Origin of the sequence: Dysgonomonas sp. 520, assembly GCF_010501095.1 — a bacterium.
Lineage (GTDB): Bacteria > Bacteroidota > Bacteroidia > Bacteroidales > Dysgonomonadaceae > QVMP01.
Genome location: NZ_QVMP01000011.1, coordinates 176,030 through 191,536, shown reverse-complemented (window position 1 = coordinate 191,536; position 15,507 = coordinate 176,030). Strand labels below are relative to the sequence as shown.

At 42.8% G+C, this 15,507-nt stretch carries 7 protein-coding genes; all 7 read right to left on the bottom strand.

From position 1 onward, the window contains the following. Positions 1–34 precede the first annotated feature (34 nt). Positions 35–2,326: a DUF5703 domain-containing protein gene (locus tag D0T56_RS08605; protein WP_163319729.1), complete on the bottom strand. Its 2,292-nt coding sequence runs from the start codon at positions 2,324–2,326 to the stop codon at positions 35–37. Beyond that, entirely contained in the window at positions 2,319–3,737 is a 1,419-nt protein-coding gene (locus tag D0T56_RS08600; protein WP_163319728.1) for a sialate O-acetylesterase, read from the bottom strand. The genes D0T56_RS08605 and D0T56_RS08600 overlap by 8 nt, the downstream gene beginning before the upstream one ends. Before the next feature lie 21 nt (positions 3,738–3,758). Beyond that, positions 3,759–4,523: an SDR family NAD(P)-dependent oxidoreductase gene (locus D0T56_RS08595; RefSeq protein ID WP_163319727.1), complete on the bottom strand. Its 765-nt coding sequence runs from the start codon at positions 4,521–4,523 to the stop codon at positions 3,759–3,761. A gap of 96 nt (positions 4,524–4,619) precedes the next feature. Beyond that, a complete protein-coding gene (locus tag D0T56_RS08590) occupies positions 4,620–5,693 on the bottom strand; it encodes a mandelate racemase/muconate lactonizing enzyme family protein (RefSeq protein ID WP_163319726.1) in 1,074 nt (357 codons plus the stop codon). A gap of 78 nt (positions 5,694–5,771) precedes the next feature. Next, positions 5,772–9,053 carry a glycosyl hydrolase gene (locus tag D0T56_RS08585; RefSeq protein WP_163319725.1) on the bottom strand — a complete coding sequence of 1,094 codons (3,282 nt, stop codon included), beginning with the start codon at positions 9,051–9,053 and terminating at the stop codon, positions 5,772–5,774. 88 nt (positions 9,054–9,141) lie between these two features. Further along, a complete protein-coding gene (locus tag D0T56_RS08580; protein ID WP_163319724.1) occupies positions 9,142–12,012 on the bottom strand; it encodes a glycoside hydrolase family 2 TIM barrel-domain containing protein in 2,871 nt (956 codons plus the stop codon). A 134-nt stretch (positions 12,013–12,146) separates the two neighbouring features. Further along, on the bottom strand, positions 12,147–15,398 hold the full coding sequence (locus D0T56_RS08575) for a glycoside hydrolase family 2 TIM barrel-domain containing protein (protein WP_255491120.1): 3,252 nt from the start codon (positions 15,396–15,398) through the stop codon (positions 12,147–12,149). Between the last annotated feature and the right edge of the window lie 109 nt (positions 15,399–15,507).

Genomic DNA, 15,507 nt, shown 5'->3' with positions numbered 1-15,507 from the left:
CGAAAAACATCGAATAAAATCCAACGTTTTTCAACTATTGACTCGTAAATTTTATCACATCTTTTCGCCTGCTTTCCGGTAATACTTTTAAGAGGGTAATCTTTCCGTTTTCCAGTTTGCACTCCACAGTTGTGTTGTAGGGTGCATGCAGCTTGAAATGTACATTCCACGATTTATCCCAGCATGGAAGCAACAGAATTTTCTTGCCATCGGTTTGGAGGAGCATTTCCTGCAATCCTATCATGCCGCTACCTCCCCAATTATGATCGGGAGTCCAGTCATATCCCGGTCCCCAAAATGTAGGGAAACGGGTGCTTGCACTTTCCAACTTCTTGATAAGAAGTTCTTTGCCTTCGTCAACCAGACCCAGGCGAGCTGCCCATATAACATCTTGTTTCCAGCCTATGTGACTGCGAAATTTTGTCACATCCTTGTCGTGCTTCCAAGTGTTCAGAGCAACGTCCAAATCGGGTTTTGACAGTCCATAAATACCCCAGGGGAAAACGGGGTACAGTTGAGGAGTTTCTACATTGTTCACCCGTTCCCACAGCCATGCCGGAGCAATCGTTCGGTGTCCGTCAATTTCCCTTGTGCGGATTTCAGGCAGACGGTTTAGAAACTCAGTGTAATATCTGTTTTTAGCGGTATCGGTTTGTATTTCGGTTGTTTCCAATAGTCTGGAACTGACTGTTTGCAGTGCCGCTACTGTGGATGCGGCATTGTATGCCATTTTATATGTCTCGCAGGCTGAACCGGGGTAGAGGACTAACTTTCCGTTTTCGTCAAAAGTTTTACGTCCCCGTTGTTTAGCAAGATATTGGTAATGTTCATCAAAAAATCGTAGTGTGCTTTCTATCAATGGCAGATATTTGGAAATATCTTTGCCTGTATATCTTTCATTTTCCAGAATCATGAAACAAAATTCGAGAGCAGTATCCCATTGATATTCAAGCCATGCGTTATATTCCATTCCCTTATCGAACGATTCGGGGCGTTTCCATCCGTATTCGCTGGGATTTGGCAGTCCGAAATTTTCTATCTGTTCGGTGAAGCATGCACCTCCATGCCCCCAATAGATTTTGCTGCGCAATTCGGCAGTAGGCAAGATGCGGTTGTAAAACTCGAACTGAGAAACCATCATATCCGTATCGCCACTTCTTAACATCGGAAAATAGACTAACCGTTGATTTTGAGCAGTGTGCGTGCCTCCTCCCCATTTGCGGAAATCGGGTGTGAAATTGAAGGTACTATCTACGTGTACAGGATCATAAGTAAATAATCCTCCGTTGAATTTTGTAGGATATTCTCCGTAGGCATTACAGCCTAGCATATAGCGGAATAGCTGATAGTTTCGGGCAATTTCAAAACCTTTACTGTTTTTGTTTTGAGGCTGAATATGTACGAAACTCCTGTCCCAAAATTCGTTCCACCAAGCGATGTTCTTTTTCAGATCCGATTGAACGGGTTTGTAAAGAGCCTCTTTCCATTCTTGCAGACCATTAGATTGAGCGGTATGTAATTGTATCTTGACGGAGTAATTTTTCTGAGGTTTTTCACTTTCCAGTTTCCAAGCCACAAAATCGGTGTTGGCATATATTCCCGAAGATGTGTTGGTGGCTTTCATGCCCTTCGCTTCTACGAATCCTCCGAAAGTGAGGTCTTGTAAAGGGTTGAATATTTGAGATTTAATGTCTTCCAATCCTTGTTGTGCGACGGTTGCATCAAAAACTGTTTCACCTGAGTTTCTGTGATAGAATAATATTCTATTTCCATCGAATGAGACTTCATCTTTCTTGGTTACCAAGTTTTTTGGAGCAGCCCATTTGTATGAATTTTGGTTGCTTTCGTTTTTTCTTAGAAATCTGTCTTCGTGTCGCCAGTTTTCGTAAAAAACTTCCGCTTTCAAGCTCTTGTTGTTGGCTATATCTACATTGATGACAGGGTTGAAAACATCTGCCCAGATGCGGACGTCGGAAGATATGTCTTTGTCTTTTCCTTTTATTACGATGTGTCCGTTTTCAAGTTTCAGTTCTTGACGAAAATATTCTCCATCGAAAGGGTTGGGAGTCAGTTTTATGCGTATTCGTCCCAATTTCAGGAGCGTGTTGTTTTCGTCAAAAGTCCCGCTTCGGGAGAAATAGAACAATATGTCTCCATCTTCCACCCAAACATTCATGCCTATATCACCGCCTCCGCAGGGCATGCTTTCGCCCGAATTCTTACTTTGGCTATTCCATACAATGTTGTAATCGGAAATGCTTTGAGCTGCAGCCTGTACAGTCAAAAGAAATATTAGCGATAATGATATTAAGATATTCCTATTCATCCCAATTGTCTGTTCTGAAAGAAGATAGAGGTAATCCTTCGGTACTGAATAAATCTGCTTTTACATAATCCTTGAATCCGTAACGCACGGCAACGGGTTGCGCAACCTTGTCCGAATACACTTCAACTTTGCTTCTCTTTATCTCTGCTTTTGCAGGATAAAAGACCTTGTCTTGGCCGGCTATCTCAAAATTCGTCAATTCTTCCCCGAATGACGTCAGCCACATCGGTGCATTGTCGAAAGAGAGGATTGCTTTGCCGTCTTCCACTGTCATTTCTTTATATATCGGACTTTCGTAGGCAAAGCCTGTCATGCCGTATGTTTTTGCCAGAGCCATCGTGGCAAGGCGTTCGCCTCCAATTTTTTTGTTTCGTGGGTGTATACATTTTTCTTCGCCAATATCCATAAGTGTCACCATGCCCGAATTAGGTATAGTTTGAGACGATTTTAATTGAGCTTCACGCAAGAAGGCGGCATTGTATTTTTTTCCATTCTCAGGCGGATTGTTGTAAGGCGCTATCTGGCAATAGAAAAATGGAAATTCGCCTTGATTCCATAGTTTGCGCCATTCGTCGACCATTGTCTGAAACAATTGGGGGTATTGTGCAGCCCTGTCGTAGTTCGATTCTCCCTGATACCAAATGCAGCCTTTTATTGTGTATCCGGCAATGGGACTGATCATTCCATTGAAAAGGGTAGTAGGGGTGCGGTTTTTCTCTTTTATGTCTTCTTCTGTTTCAGGTAGTTTCACTTCTCTGAATGAGGACAGCATTTCCGTGCTCATCCACGACTCTATCCACGAACCGCCCCAAGATGACAGGATCAACCCGACAGGAACATCCAGCATTTCGTTCAAAAGCCTGCCGTAATAGTAGCCTGTTGCACTAAATTCTTTCACCGATTCCGGACATGCTTCTTTCCATTCGCCGATAAAATCGTCGAGAGGTGTCAATGAAGATGACCGTTTGACCGTAATCAGGCGGATATTTTTATTCTTTGATTTCAATATAGCTTCATTGCTACCTGCAACCGGTTGATTTTTAAAACCTTTCATAGGCATTTCCATATTCGATTGTCCGGAACAGAGCCAGACTTCACCAATCAGGATGTTGTTGAATGTAAGCTTGTCTTTTCCGTCCGTTACGCTCATCGTATATGTGCTGTAACCCGCTGTTGGGGTGGATATTTTGGCAGTCCACTTGCCATTGTTGTCAGCTTTTACGGTATGCTTTTTGTCTGACCATGACGGGGCGATTGTTACTGTTTTTCCTTTATCTGCCCAACCCCAGAGTTTTACTTCCGTGTTTTGTTGAAGCATCATATTATCGCCAAATATTGCAGGCATTTTTAATTCGGCTTTAATTGAAAAAGTGAAAATAATCAATAGTAACGAAAGTGCTATTTTTTTCATGATTGTCTGTTTTTTTTATTCTTAAAATCCAAATGCTAATGCTCCTCCGTCTACACTGAAATCTTGCCCCGTGATATATGTTGCGGCGGGCGATGCCAGAAAACAGATTATTGGAGATAATTCTTCGGGGCGACCAAAGCGATGCAGAGGCATACGGTTCAGTATCTTCGATTTACGGTCTTCGTCCATCACTTGCTGGCTCATTTCGGATGGAAACCATCCGGGCGATACGGAATTGACCAGAATGTTGTCCCGACTCCATTCAATGGCTAATCCTCTGGTTATTCCCATTACGGCCGACTTGCTTGAACAATAGGGTGTTACTTCCGAAAAACCCAAATAAGAAGCCATAGATGATATATTGATTATCCGTCCGATATACTCAGATTTTTTCAGATATGGATAGGCATGTTTACAACAATTGAACACCGCCGTCACATTTACATCGTGTATCGAATTCCAATCTTCTTGTGGCATATCTTCAGCTCTCACGCGTTTGGTTATCCCTGCATTGTTTACAAGAATATCTATGCCGTGAGTTTTTCCGATTTCGTCGAAAACTTTTTTAATATCCTCTTCAATACTAACATTTAAAGTCTGAAATGTGATGTTAGACGGCAATTCACGGTCTATTTCTACTTTCACTTTTCCCGAACGGCTCAATGCGAATACTTTTGCCCCACATTCGGCAAGCATAATAGCCTGATTCAGACCTAGTCCACTGGATGCACCCGTAACAATGGCTGTCCGTCCTTTCAGAGAATATAGTTCTTCTATCTTATTCATATTATTTTAGTAGTTTTGTCATTCTGAGTGAAACGAAGAATCATTTTTACTGAATCACAGATTCTTCACTATGTTCAGAATGACAAACATTAAAAATTATATCTCGTTTAGAGCAGAATCTTTAAACATAAATCCCCATCCTGCTTTGTCGTGAGGCGTAGCCAATCCGTTTTCTATTTTGAGAGGAGAGTCAATCAACGGGTCAATCCAGTCGAACGACTCTGCTCCCGCGCCGTTTGGAATTGTGCAAAGCAGAGGAATATCATAATCTTTATAGTAATGAGGCAACACAGGAATGTTGAACGATTTAGCCAATGCCGCACTATCTCGCCACGCTTCCACACCGCCTAAACGCAAAATATCGGGTTGCCATATATCAAGAGCATTCCGCAAGGCAAGTTCACGTAAGGGCAGGGTAGAGTATTCCCTCTCGCCCATGGCAAGAGAAATTCCCGCCTGATTTCTTAACAATTGATATCCTTGAAAATCGCTGTGATCTATCGGTTCTTCAAACCAGTGAATACCCAATTCTTTGGCACTCTTTGCCAAAGCAAGGGCAGAGGCGACGTCCATTCCCTGATTGGCGTCCATCATGATGTTCACATCGTTTCCGACAGCTTCCCTCACAAGGCGGAGTCGTTCCAAGTCTTCTTTCCAATCGGGTTTGCCGACTTTTATTTTTACGGCTTTAAATCCTCTCGATTTGTAGTCGCTTACTTCTGCAATCAGTTCGTCTACGCTGTACGAAATCCAGCCGCCACTTCCATAAATAGGTATTTTGGTAGTGTAAGTACCCAGTACTTTCCAGATAGGCTGACCTAACGTTTTGCACCACGCATCCCACATCGCAATGTTGTAAGCTGCTTGTGCCCAACGGTTAATACCTTCTAGTCCGAAATATTCGTTGGCGTGGTTTATCCTGTCAAATACTTTTACGGTGTTGTTGACTTCTTCGCCCAAAACCATTTCGCCAACATCTTTCAATGCTCCTGCAATGGCCTGCGGACTGTATTGGAAACTAAGAAGATAAGATTCGCCTACAATGCCGCTCTTGAGTTGAAGCCGTAGTACGATGAACGAAATTTCGGTCAAAGTATGTGTTGCATCCGAGATATTTTTGTCTAAACGGCTTTTGGCCGTATAAATCGAATAATTTTTTATTGTATTCATAATTGTTTGTTTAGTTACAAGTTACAAGTTACAAGTTACGAGTTACGAGTATTTTTCACTTTTCGTTTTTCACTTACATCAATTTTTTACGATTTCAACTTTTCCGATAAGTCCGCTTTTTACGAGTTTTTTCTCTTTCATCCGGTGATATTTACCGTTTGTCCAGGTCTTTTTGCTGTCGTCTTTTTCAGCGCCAAAATCTTCATCACCCATAATGCGGTTTGCCCATGTATTGGTAACCTCAATTTCGATGGTGTTTTCACCGTCTTTCACGGCATTTGTTATATCAAGTTTATAAGGTTTAGTCCATAGTGTACCACACGATTTTCCATTGATTTTTACTTCGGCAAGATTGGCAATTTCATCCAGTTGGATGTAAAAATCAGTTCCTTTTTTTACCTCGATATTGAATGTGTTTTTATAAATGGCTGTGCCTGAGTAATATTTGATGCTATCATTATCATGCAGACTCCAATCTGTCAGAGAATTGAAAATAACCGCATCTTTAGGACCTCTCATTTCATTATCGAACTGAACTGTCCAAGGAGTATTAATTGTGATTGAAGTGGGTGCAGGTTTCAATTCGTCTTGACTCCACATTTCAATTTCCTTTTCAAAAACAACAAATACCGATTGATTGGCATCTAAAGTCAGGCTTATTTCCGTTTTGTTTCCGAGGCTTTGTGAATAGATATACTCCTTTATTTTTCCACTTACAGGGTCCCATATTTCAGCGGATTTTCCCGAAATTCTGAATGTGAACTTCAAATTTCTCAATTCATCTTTTTGGTTGGAAATAAAGTAAATATCAGCCTCATTGCCTTTGCGATGGGCAAATGCTATATCTTTTGCATAAGTTGATGCGTTTTTATCATATACAATCAAATCTCTTTCAACACCTAGTTTATCCAGATTTTCTTCTTTGTAAGGCAATTGATTGCCATACAGAATTATAGCCCCTTGACTTCTCAGTTCCTCTATTTTTTGTTTCACTTCGTTCGACATACACTCAGGATTTGGTTGCATCGGATGTTTGCCCGGAACAACCAAAACACTGTAACTCATGCCGTCAGGCAGTACGATGCACCCGTCTTTCACCTTTGCCAGATTGAGCAGTGCATCGGCATTGAAACTGTCGTAGTGATATCCTCTCAGGCAATTCACCCAATCTTCTGCACCTGTTATATTTGCAGAGTGATTCACTCCGACCGGCATAACTTTGGTCGGTTCGCCGACATTTGCCAGACGAGTTTTTTCCCATTCCAACTTTTCTTCACCGAAGAGTCCCGGCAAAAAAGGCACAAGCCTGTCAGGTAGCATCGAACGGCGTGGAAACTCTTCGCCCGTAAATACGGCAATGTCAATCACAGGCTTACCATATTGCAACAAAGCCTGACAACGTTGTGCATAATCTACCCAAGCCTTGCCCGATTTCCACCAAGTTTGATCACGTTGAAAATAAAGTCCTATACCATCCAAAGTCATTCCCGGCTTACGGTCGAGCCACGGATTCAGGGCATTTACATGATAGCTCAGGCGGTTGATGCCCAAAGCATATTGTCTGTCTTGCAAAGTTTTCAACATGGCAGGATGTTCGTCAAACATCAATCTTAGTTGAGTGAATGCTTCTGCCTGAATGATATTTTTCCCGTAGACGTGTGCTCCTGAAATTGCATCAAGAACATCATTCGGCTTGTCATGAGTCGGGCTTTGAAGCCAATACTCGTTCATCGGGATATCTACGTTTTTATAGTGCAACATGCCGTCGCTCATCATGGTAGGAGCAACACTCTCTGCGCTGAATTGGCATCCTTTGGCATGCGCTTCTTCCTCAAGAACGGCATAGAATTTATCGGCAACCAGTTCTGAGATTGTCTTGCGTACATCATATAATATCTGTTCCGATTTTTCAACGCTTTCTATCGGAATGCCTGCCATAACGGGCAAGTAATCGTAAATATCGTACCCTCTCCGGTTCTTAAATTCTTCCCTGAAAGTAATTGACCAATTTTGGCTTCCACATTCCCAACTGTCTATGTGAAAAACTTTCAGCACCCGTGATGCAATATCTTTTCCTGCCAGTTCATAAGCCTTTCCAAACCATGAATTGAATTGCAGTCGGATGGCTTCGGGGTTGAACTTGTCGCACTCCAATCCCGTACCGCCGCCGCCTGTGGCGTTAGTATGCCCTGTGGATGTATGCCCCATGCGGATTATCGTCCAATTCCCTCTGGGAGCCATCCAATTTAGCACTCCGTTGTCATCCATATATTTGGTCACATCTATCAGCTTTTTGGGGTCGATACATAATTTTTGAGGAATCTGCTCGATTGTTGTTCTCGGACTGATTCTCCACATAGAACCGTTCTTTCCTTCGTATTGGTGTATCCGAGCCTCGGAGGATAGCCAAATACCTTTTATTTTCAGGTTTTGTTTCCATTTGGCTGCATCCAGATCTTCGGCTCCCGGTTCAGTTCCCGATTTGTTGTAAAGAAAACGGAAATATTTGGCTGTTGTTGGAGGGATACTGCTTGTCATCCGTTGGTCTTCATTTTGCCATCCCTGACGGGGAGGTTCGATCTGTACTATTTTCCGAAAATTTGTGCCATCCTGACTGGCTTCTATTGTCAGGCGTTGACCCTGAAAACTTCTGGGGGGCATTTGCACCTGTATCGTGCGGCAAGTGAAAGGCTTTTCAAATTCGTATTGTATCCAGCAAGGATCTTCGCTACGGAATATTTCGTCGCTGTTTTTGTCGGCAAGAAATTGAGCGTCAATACCTAAACTGTTCGTTATTTTTGGTTTTACGTTTTCCGTTGATATTCCCTGTCCGTCGGGGGTGGGGTAAGCAAAAACCGCAATATCTTTATAATAGTATCGGTAACTTTCTGGCTTAGATAGTTCTTCTTTTATGGCTTTGCCTCCTTTTACGTTTGTTTGAGTCCATACTACTTTTTGCATCGACAATTCGGGTGTAATCCACGGACCTCCTGCAAGGGCAAAGCCGTCGCAAATGTGGAAGCCTATTTTTACTCCCACCCGGTCGGCTTCTTTGAAAGCAAAATCTACCATTTCCCACCAAAGCGGACTTAGTTGCTCCACAACAGGGGTCAGGAAAGGCTTTTCTGGTACTCCTCGTATGGTCATCAGGTATGCTCCGCCAATACCGGCTTCGCTCATGGCTTCCAAGTCGGCGGTGATGCCCTCTTTTGTTATAGCGCCGTGCATCCAGTACCATATCACCCACGATTTACTTTCTTCGGGTGGTGATTCCCATAGTTGCCGTAAATTTTGGCTATAACCTGATTGCATAGCCAGAATGAATAGTATAAATATGGAGAATATTTTTTTCATGATCATTATAGTTACAAGTTACTTCGCCTTTCAGGCAGTTACGAGTTACGAGTTGTCGAGCTGTAACTAGTAACTCGTCTACTAGTAACTGTTTTTACTTTGCTTTAAATTTCAGATAGATGCTTCCTTTTTGCAGGCCTGAAACCCATTTTGCCCATGATGACGGACCAACAAGATCGGTCGAATTTACTTTGTTACGAACGGCAGGAATTACTTTAAGCACAGAAATTCCGCTTTCGGGTATCGTGTAAAGCAATTTATCACGTCCGTCGCGAGGGGTATAGATGCCTAAATGGCTTTCGTCGTCGCCGTTGCTCAAATTGATAACGCCCTCTGTTGTGTTCAGATTCACCCATCGCCAGTTGTGGAAATAACCTTTAAATTCAGGGTACAGGAACGATTCGCCGGGGATGGGGTCGTTATAATCATTTTCCCAAATGCCGAAATTTGTTCCGTGTATACGGTTTTGCCATACACGGTAAGGTCCACCTCCCAACCATCGTTTCGATTTCACCTGATCTTCGGGATAATCGAACTTGATGCCAAAAAGTTCTACGGTTCCATCGTATTGATAAGCATAATCCAAGCGAATACTGCCATCCGATTTGATTACCCAATGCGCCTGACGCATATTTCCGAAATAATCGGCTGTTATCGTAATGCTGTCGGAAGATGTTTGATAATCAAAGTTTGTAAGTTTATTTTCTCCCGAAACATCGAGATAAACACGCTCTTTGCTGCGTGCTTCGGCATCATCATGATTATAGAACATATCCATAGATCGGTCGCCACGACGGGCAACAATGACACGAGGTCCGTTTCCGAACGAAATGTTTTTATTATTCTCTTTTACAGTCGACAATTCCCCCGATTCTTTATTGAAAGACAGTTCCGTAGAACCTGCTTTTACGATCAGCTTATCACCATCTTCTTTGGCTGATAAAGAAGTATTTTCTTTGACAAAAGGATAGAACTCGGCTGCTTTTTTCCATTGCCAATCCCATGTCCAAAGTGCTTCGCCTGATGGGTTGTAGGCAGTGACATACAAAGCATCTGCTTTTTTCCAGTCTGCAGGAAGATTGATTTTCAGTTCGCCTGCTGCATGAGGGGCAATATCAAGTTCTTTTATCTCGCCTGTTTTTACAATGGATTCTTTTTCAAGAGAGAAATTCTTTAAAGTCCACGTAAAACGACAATCTTTCAGGTTTGTGAAATCGTAACGATTTTCTACTTGCAATGTCCCGTCAAAATTGTCAGGCAACATGGTGTCTATTATCTGCACGGGCGACCATACTTGTTTCACCGTATAGAAACTTCCTTCTCTTTCGTGGTGAGGACCTACAATTCCGTCTGCCCCGTAATTTCCAACATTATCTATCCTGTTGTTTTGATCGGTACGAACCACACCTTCATCGGCAAACATCCAGATGAAACCACCGGCACAACGAGGGTGTTTACGCATCACTTCCCAATAGTCCCAAAGTCCTGCGCCTGCTCCACCGTCGTACAATGCGTGAAGGAATTCGGTAGGCATCCAGATTTCGGGTTTACGCATATACTCCTGACTTTCGCCGTAAGAGCGGTAGTGCATGGTTTCAAATCCTCCGAAGTTTTTTTGAGGATGAAGCAATGGACGTTTTTGCGGATCGAGCGGTGCAAATTCTTTATCAATTTCGTGATTATGACCGCCTTCGTTGCCATTTGCCCACCACGTTACGGATGGATGGTTTACGTCACGGGTCACCATTTCTTTTATCAGTTTTGCACCCACATTGCTGTCGTACATTCCGTGCCAGCCTGCGAGTTCAACCATTACGTACAATCCTAACTCGTCACAAGCATCCAGAAATTCAGGGTCGGAAGGGTAGTGCGACAGACGCACGGCGTTCATATTCATTTCCTTGATTAGTTTCACATCATCATAATTTGCCTGCTTGCTTAGCGTTCTTCCCGTTTCGGGGCGGAAGCTGTGACGATTAACACCTCTGACGGTAATTTTTTGCCCGTTCACATAAATGCCGTCGCTCGGCTTAACTTCAATGGTGCGGAACCCGAATCGTTCTTTTACTGTATGAAGAACCTTATCTCCATCCATTAAAGAAAATTTAACATAATACAGGTTTGGAGTTTCGGGTGTCCAATTTTTTATATTATCAAATTTTCCTCTTATTATTGCTTTATCAGAACCTCCGAGAATAGGTGTCTCGAGAGTTTTTCCGATTGTTTTCCCGTTGATGTCGGTCAATTCCGCTACTACTTTTGAGTTTGCTCCCATCGCAACACCCATAAATACATCTGCAAAGAAACTTCCGTCTGCATCTGCATCAATTGCAGTGCGGTCGATGAATTGAGCAGGAAGTGCTTCCACAAATACAGGGCGGAAGATTCCTCCGAAATTCCAATAATCGGCACGTCTTTCGGCAAGGTTTACACTAGGGTTTGATGATTCTTTGCTAACAGTTACTTCCAACACGTTTTCTTTGTCTCCGAAAAATATACGGTCGCTCACATCATTTTTGAAACGGTAGAATGCACCTTGGTGAGGATAACCGCAACGGCGACCATTGATTTGCGCTTCGTAATCGGTCATCACGCCATCGAAAACGATGCGCACCACACGTCCTTCCCATTCTTTAGGCAGTCTGAATTTATATTTATATTTTCCCTGCTCGTTGGCTATTCCGAGAGGATTGGCTTTGCCATAGAAAGGCATTCCGTATTGATACGTTCCAAATCCTTGCAGTTCCCAGCATGAAGGTACGGGAATGGTTGTCCATTTGCCGCTATTTCGCCCGTCGGTGCAGAAAAATTCCCAATCTACGGCATCATCAGATCCTTTGCCCGAAAGGTATTGTATGCCTGTTTCAACAGAGTTTGCTTGTGATTGCTTTTTCTTTTGTGCAAAAATATTTTGCGAAGCCGTAATTCCGCAAATAAGTAAAAAAATGAGTGCGCTTTTTTTCATTCTTATATATTTTCATTTATTTTTTTGATTGTCATTGAGTCGCCTTCGCTCCTCGAACGTTGTTTCTGAGTGAAACGAAGGATCTTTTTAGATGCTTCGCTCTGCTCAGCATGACAAAATATAGTAACAAAATTTCATTCTTCATTTCCTCTCAATGGTCTGATTTCAAAAGCTAAATTATAGGCTTTTTTCTCAATGGCATATTTTTTCAATACACCCGGTCCGCAACTGCTGTTACCCAACCCGAGCATAATGGCGTTGAGCGAAAGAACGACCTCTTTGCGAGGTTTCAACTGATAGGCATGCGTGGCAACATCCAGATCGTTTGCCGTGAAGTGAAGTGCCGAGCCGGACATATTGCCTTCGTAGCGTTGAATGGAAATACCTTTACCGTCTTTGTCTGTCAACTCTATCCACTCAATGCCTTCTTTGTTACCTGTTTCCTGCGGGTGAGGGTAGGGTACGTATTGATCTGTGACTGTGCTCGAATATATGCCTATCGGGCAACTTTCTTTCCTGTCGGAATAGTTTTCATGAGGTCCGTGCCCGTTCCATTTCATGTTTTCCAGATCGCCATTCAATGCCATAACCACCCCTAAACGAGGTAGTTCGGGTAAGTCGCCTTTGGGCGTGAAAGTATTATAAACATATACATCACCGTTACCATATATTTTCCAAACGGATTCGTGAACGAAATGCCCGTTTTTTGCATGGCTTTCTGCGATAGTTTTTATTTCAATTCGGGAATCATTCTCCTCAATTATTTCGACCGATTTCACAGTTCTCTTCAAACTATCCAAACCATGATTTTTCCAGTCTTTAGCCAACCAGTTTCCGAATCCTTTGTCATTATCAACAGGCGCCCGATAGCCTTGAAATACGAGCGGCGAAACAATCATTTCCCGACCGTCATATCTCAAAGAAGTGAGGCTTCCGATTTTTTTATCGAATGTTGCAGTGAAATTTTCACCACTAAGAGATATTTTATCATCCGATTTTGTTGTTCTTACAGGATATTGTTTTGTTATTTCAGGAGCAATAAAGGTTATTCCTGCGTTTATCTTTTCAAAAGCAATTTCGTGTCCTTTTTCTGCCCACAGAGTTTTTTCTTTCAGGTGAAAACTTACACGTAAATTGAAAATTGGCTTATTGTATGGAATTATGATTTCCTTTTTTTCTCCGGCAGCTATATCAAAATCCTTGATAATGCCGCTTTCAATGGTGTCTTCTTCATTGATAATCTTCCATCGCATTTCATATTCATTCAGGTTGATGTGGTGATTGCGATTGGTTACAGAAACAACGATTTGCTTTTTATCAGCATTTATAAGTTCCACCAACACAGGCTGGTAAATTTTCTTTACTTCCCGGTATTTAGGAGTGGTTTCTCTTTCGGCAAAAACAACACCATTGAAACAGAAAGCCTTTAGGTTGGGTTTGTCGCCAAAATCGCCACCATATGCCATGAAACGGGTTCCGTCTTCTGCTGTTTTGTACAATCCCTGATCTACCCAATCCCAGATGAATCCGCCCAACATCCGTTTGTTGGAATATATTTCGTCCCAATATTCCTTGAAATTCCCCATCGCATTTCCCATTGCGTGGGCATATTCACTGGTGAGGACAGGTCGGTTATCAACAGGGTTTTGAGCAATGCTGAGCAGACGCTCCCATCGGGCATTTTCGGCACGTTCCTTGTCTTCACCTTCAGCTATATTCGGGTTCAGGTATTCGTCTTGTGTGCGGGGATAGAATCGGCTTATTACATCCACCGTTTTAGGGTCGGTTGGCGTGCCCTGTGCCCCTTCGTAATGAATGAACCGTGTAGGATCAAAGTCTTTCAGCCAAGCAGATATTGCCGCAAAATTGGGTCCGTATCCTGCCTCATTTCCCATCGACCAACAGATGATGGATGGGTGATTCTTATCTCTTTCTGCCATGCGAACCGCTCTGTCTAAGAATGCGGCATGCCATGCCGGATCGCTCGCTAACTGTCCTCTCAATCCATGCTCTTCAATATCGGCTTCGTCCATCACATACAAGCCATATTCGTTGCAAAGCTCATACCACAGAGGGTTGTTCGGATAATGAGCCGTACGCACGGCGTTGATGTTGGCCTGCTTCATCAGAACGATGTCTTGTATCATGCGCTCTTTGCTGATGGTACGCCCTGTTGCGGGGTCGTGTTCGTGACGGTTCACACCTCTCAACCGTATCGGGTTACCGTTGATAAGTACTTGTCCGTCTTTTATTTCCACACTACGGAAACCAACCTGACAGCGAACCGTCTCTATTGTTTCGTTCCTGTCGTTTTTCAGGCTCAAAACAAGAGTGTATAAATTAGGCGTTTCAGCAGTCCACTTCAACGGGTTTGAAACATTTGCCTCTAGCCATGCAAACTTAGCAGGGCCACGCTGAGGCGTGCGGTCGTTCATCACAGAGGCTTTATGGTCTGCATTGAGTACGGGAAAAGCATCCTGTGTCAAGGCATCAGCAAAGACAGGTTTTCCCTGAGCGTCATACAATTGAGCCTGTATGTTCCAGTTTTCAAGTTTATTTCCGTTATATGATTTCAGTTCGGGTTTGATCTGCAAACTAGCATCTTTATAGTCTTTGTCTAAAACGGTACGTACCGCAAAATCCGAAATGCGGACATCGCTTGTAGAGTATAAAAAGACGTCACGATGTATTCCGCTTGTGCGCCACATGTCCTGATCTTCAAGGTAACTGCCATCACACCAGCGATAAACTTCCACAGCCAGTTGATTTTTTCCTTCTTTCACGTAATTGGTTATATCAAATTCGGAAGGTTCCATACTTCCTTGGCTGTAACCTATTTTTACGCCGTTTATCCAAACATAAAATGCACTTTGCACCCCAGCAAAGTGAATGAAGACACGGCGGTTGTGCCAATTTTTAGGTAAATGGAACGAATGGCGGTATGATCCCACAGGATTACGCTCCGTAAAAGAAGTGTAGTCGGCTTTGGGTTCGCCCATCACACGGGGAGGGTCTATTTTGAACGGATAACCTGCACTCACATAAATGGGTGTTCCATATCCCTGCATCTCCCAATTGGATGGCACAGGAATTGTTTTCCAGCTATTATCATTATAGTTGGTTTGATAAAAATCTTTCGGACGCTCATCAGGGTGTTTTACCCAGTTAAATTTCCAATTACCATTCAAAAGCATGTAATACGGCGATTTTTCTTTATCGCCTTTTATTGCCTGCTCAACGGTGGCAAAAGGAATGAAATCGGCACGAGCCTCTTCCCTGTTTATTTCCAATACGGAAATATTCTCCCAATCGGGTTTTTCGTACTGAGCAAAACCCGAAAGGAAAAATACCGTGAAAAACGAAACAAATAATATCCTTTTTTTCATTTTATACTGAGTAATTTTAATATGCAAAATTCCCATATCGGGCGGAATAGAACCCCACCCCTACAATATACTCATAACTTATTACTCATAACTTATTACTCATAACTTA

Coding starts and splice junctions, on each gene's coding strand:
- D0T56_RS08590 (WP_163319726.1), bottom strand. CDS start 5,693: ATGAATACAATAAAAAATTATTCGATTTATACGGCCAAAAGCCGTTTA.
- D0T56_RS08580 (WP_163319724.1), bottom strand. CDS start 12,012: ATGAAAAAAAGCGCACTCATTTTTTTACTTATTTGCGGAATTACGGCT.
- D0T56_RS08600 (WP_163319728.1), bottom strand. CDS start 3,737: ATGAAAAAAATAGCACTTTCGTTACTATTGATTATTTTCACTTTTTCA.
- D0T56_RS08605 (WP_163319729.1), bottom strand. CDS start 2,326: ATGAATAGGAATATCTTAATATCATTATCGCTAATATTTCTTTTGACT.
- D0T56_RS08595 (WP_163319727.1), bottom strand. CDS start 4,523: ATGAATAAGATAGAAGAACTATATTCTCTGAAAGGACGGACAGCCATT.
- D0T56_RS08585 (WP_163319725.1), bottom strand. CDS start 9,053: ATGATCATGAAAAAAATATTCTCCATATTTATACTATTCATTCTGGCT.
- D0T56_RS08575 (WP_255491120.1), bottom strand. CDS start 15,398: ATGAAAAAAAGGATATTATTTGTTTCGTTTTTCACGGTATTTTTCCTT.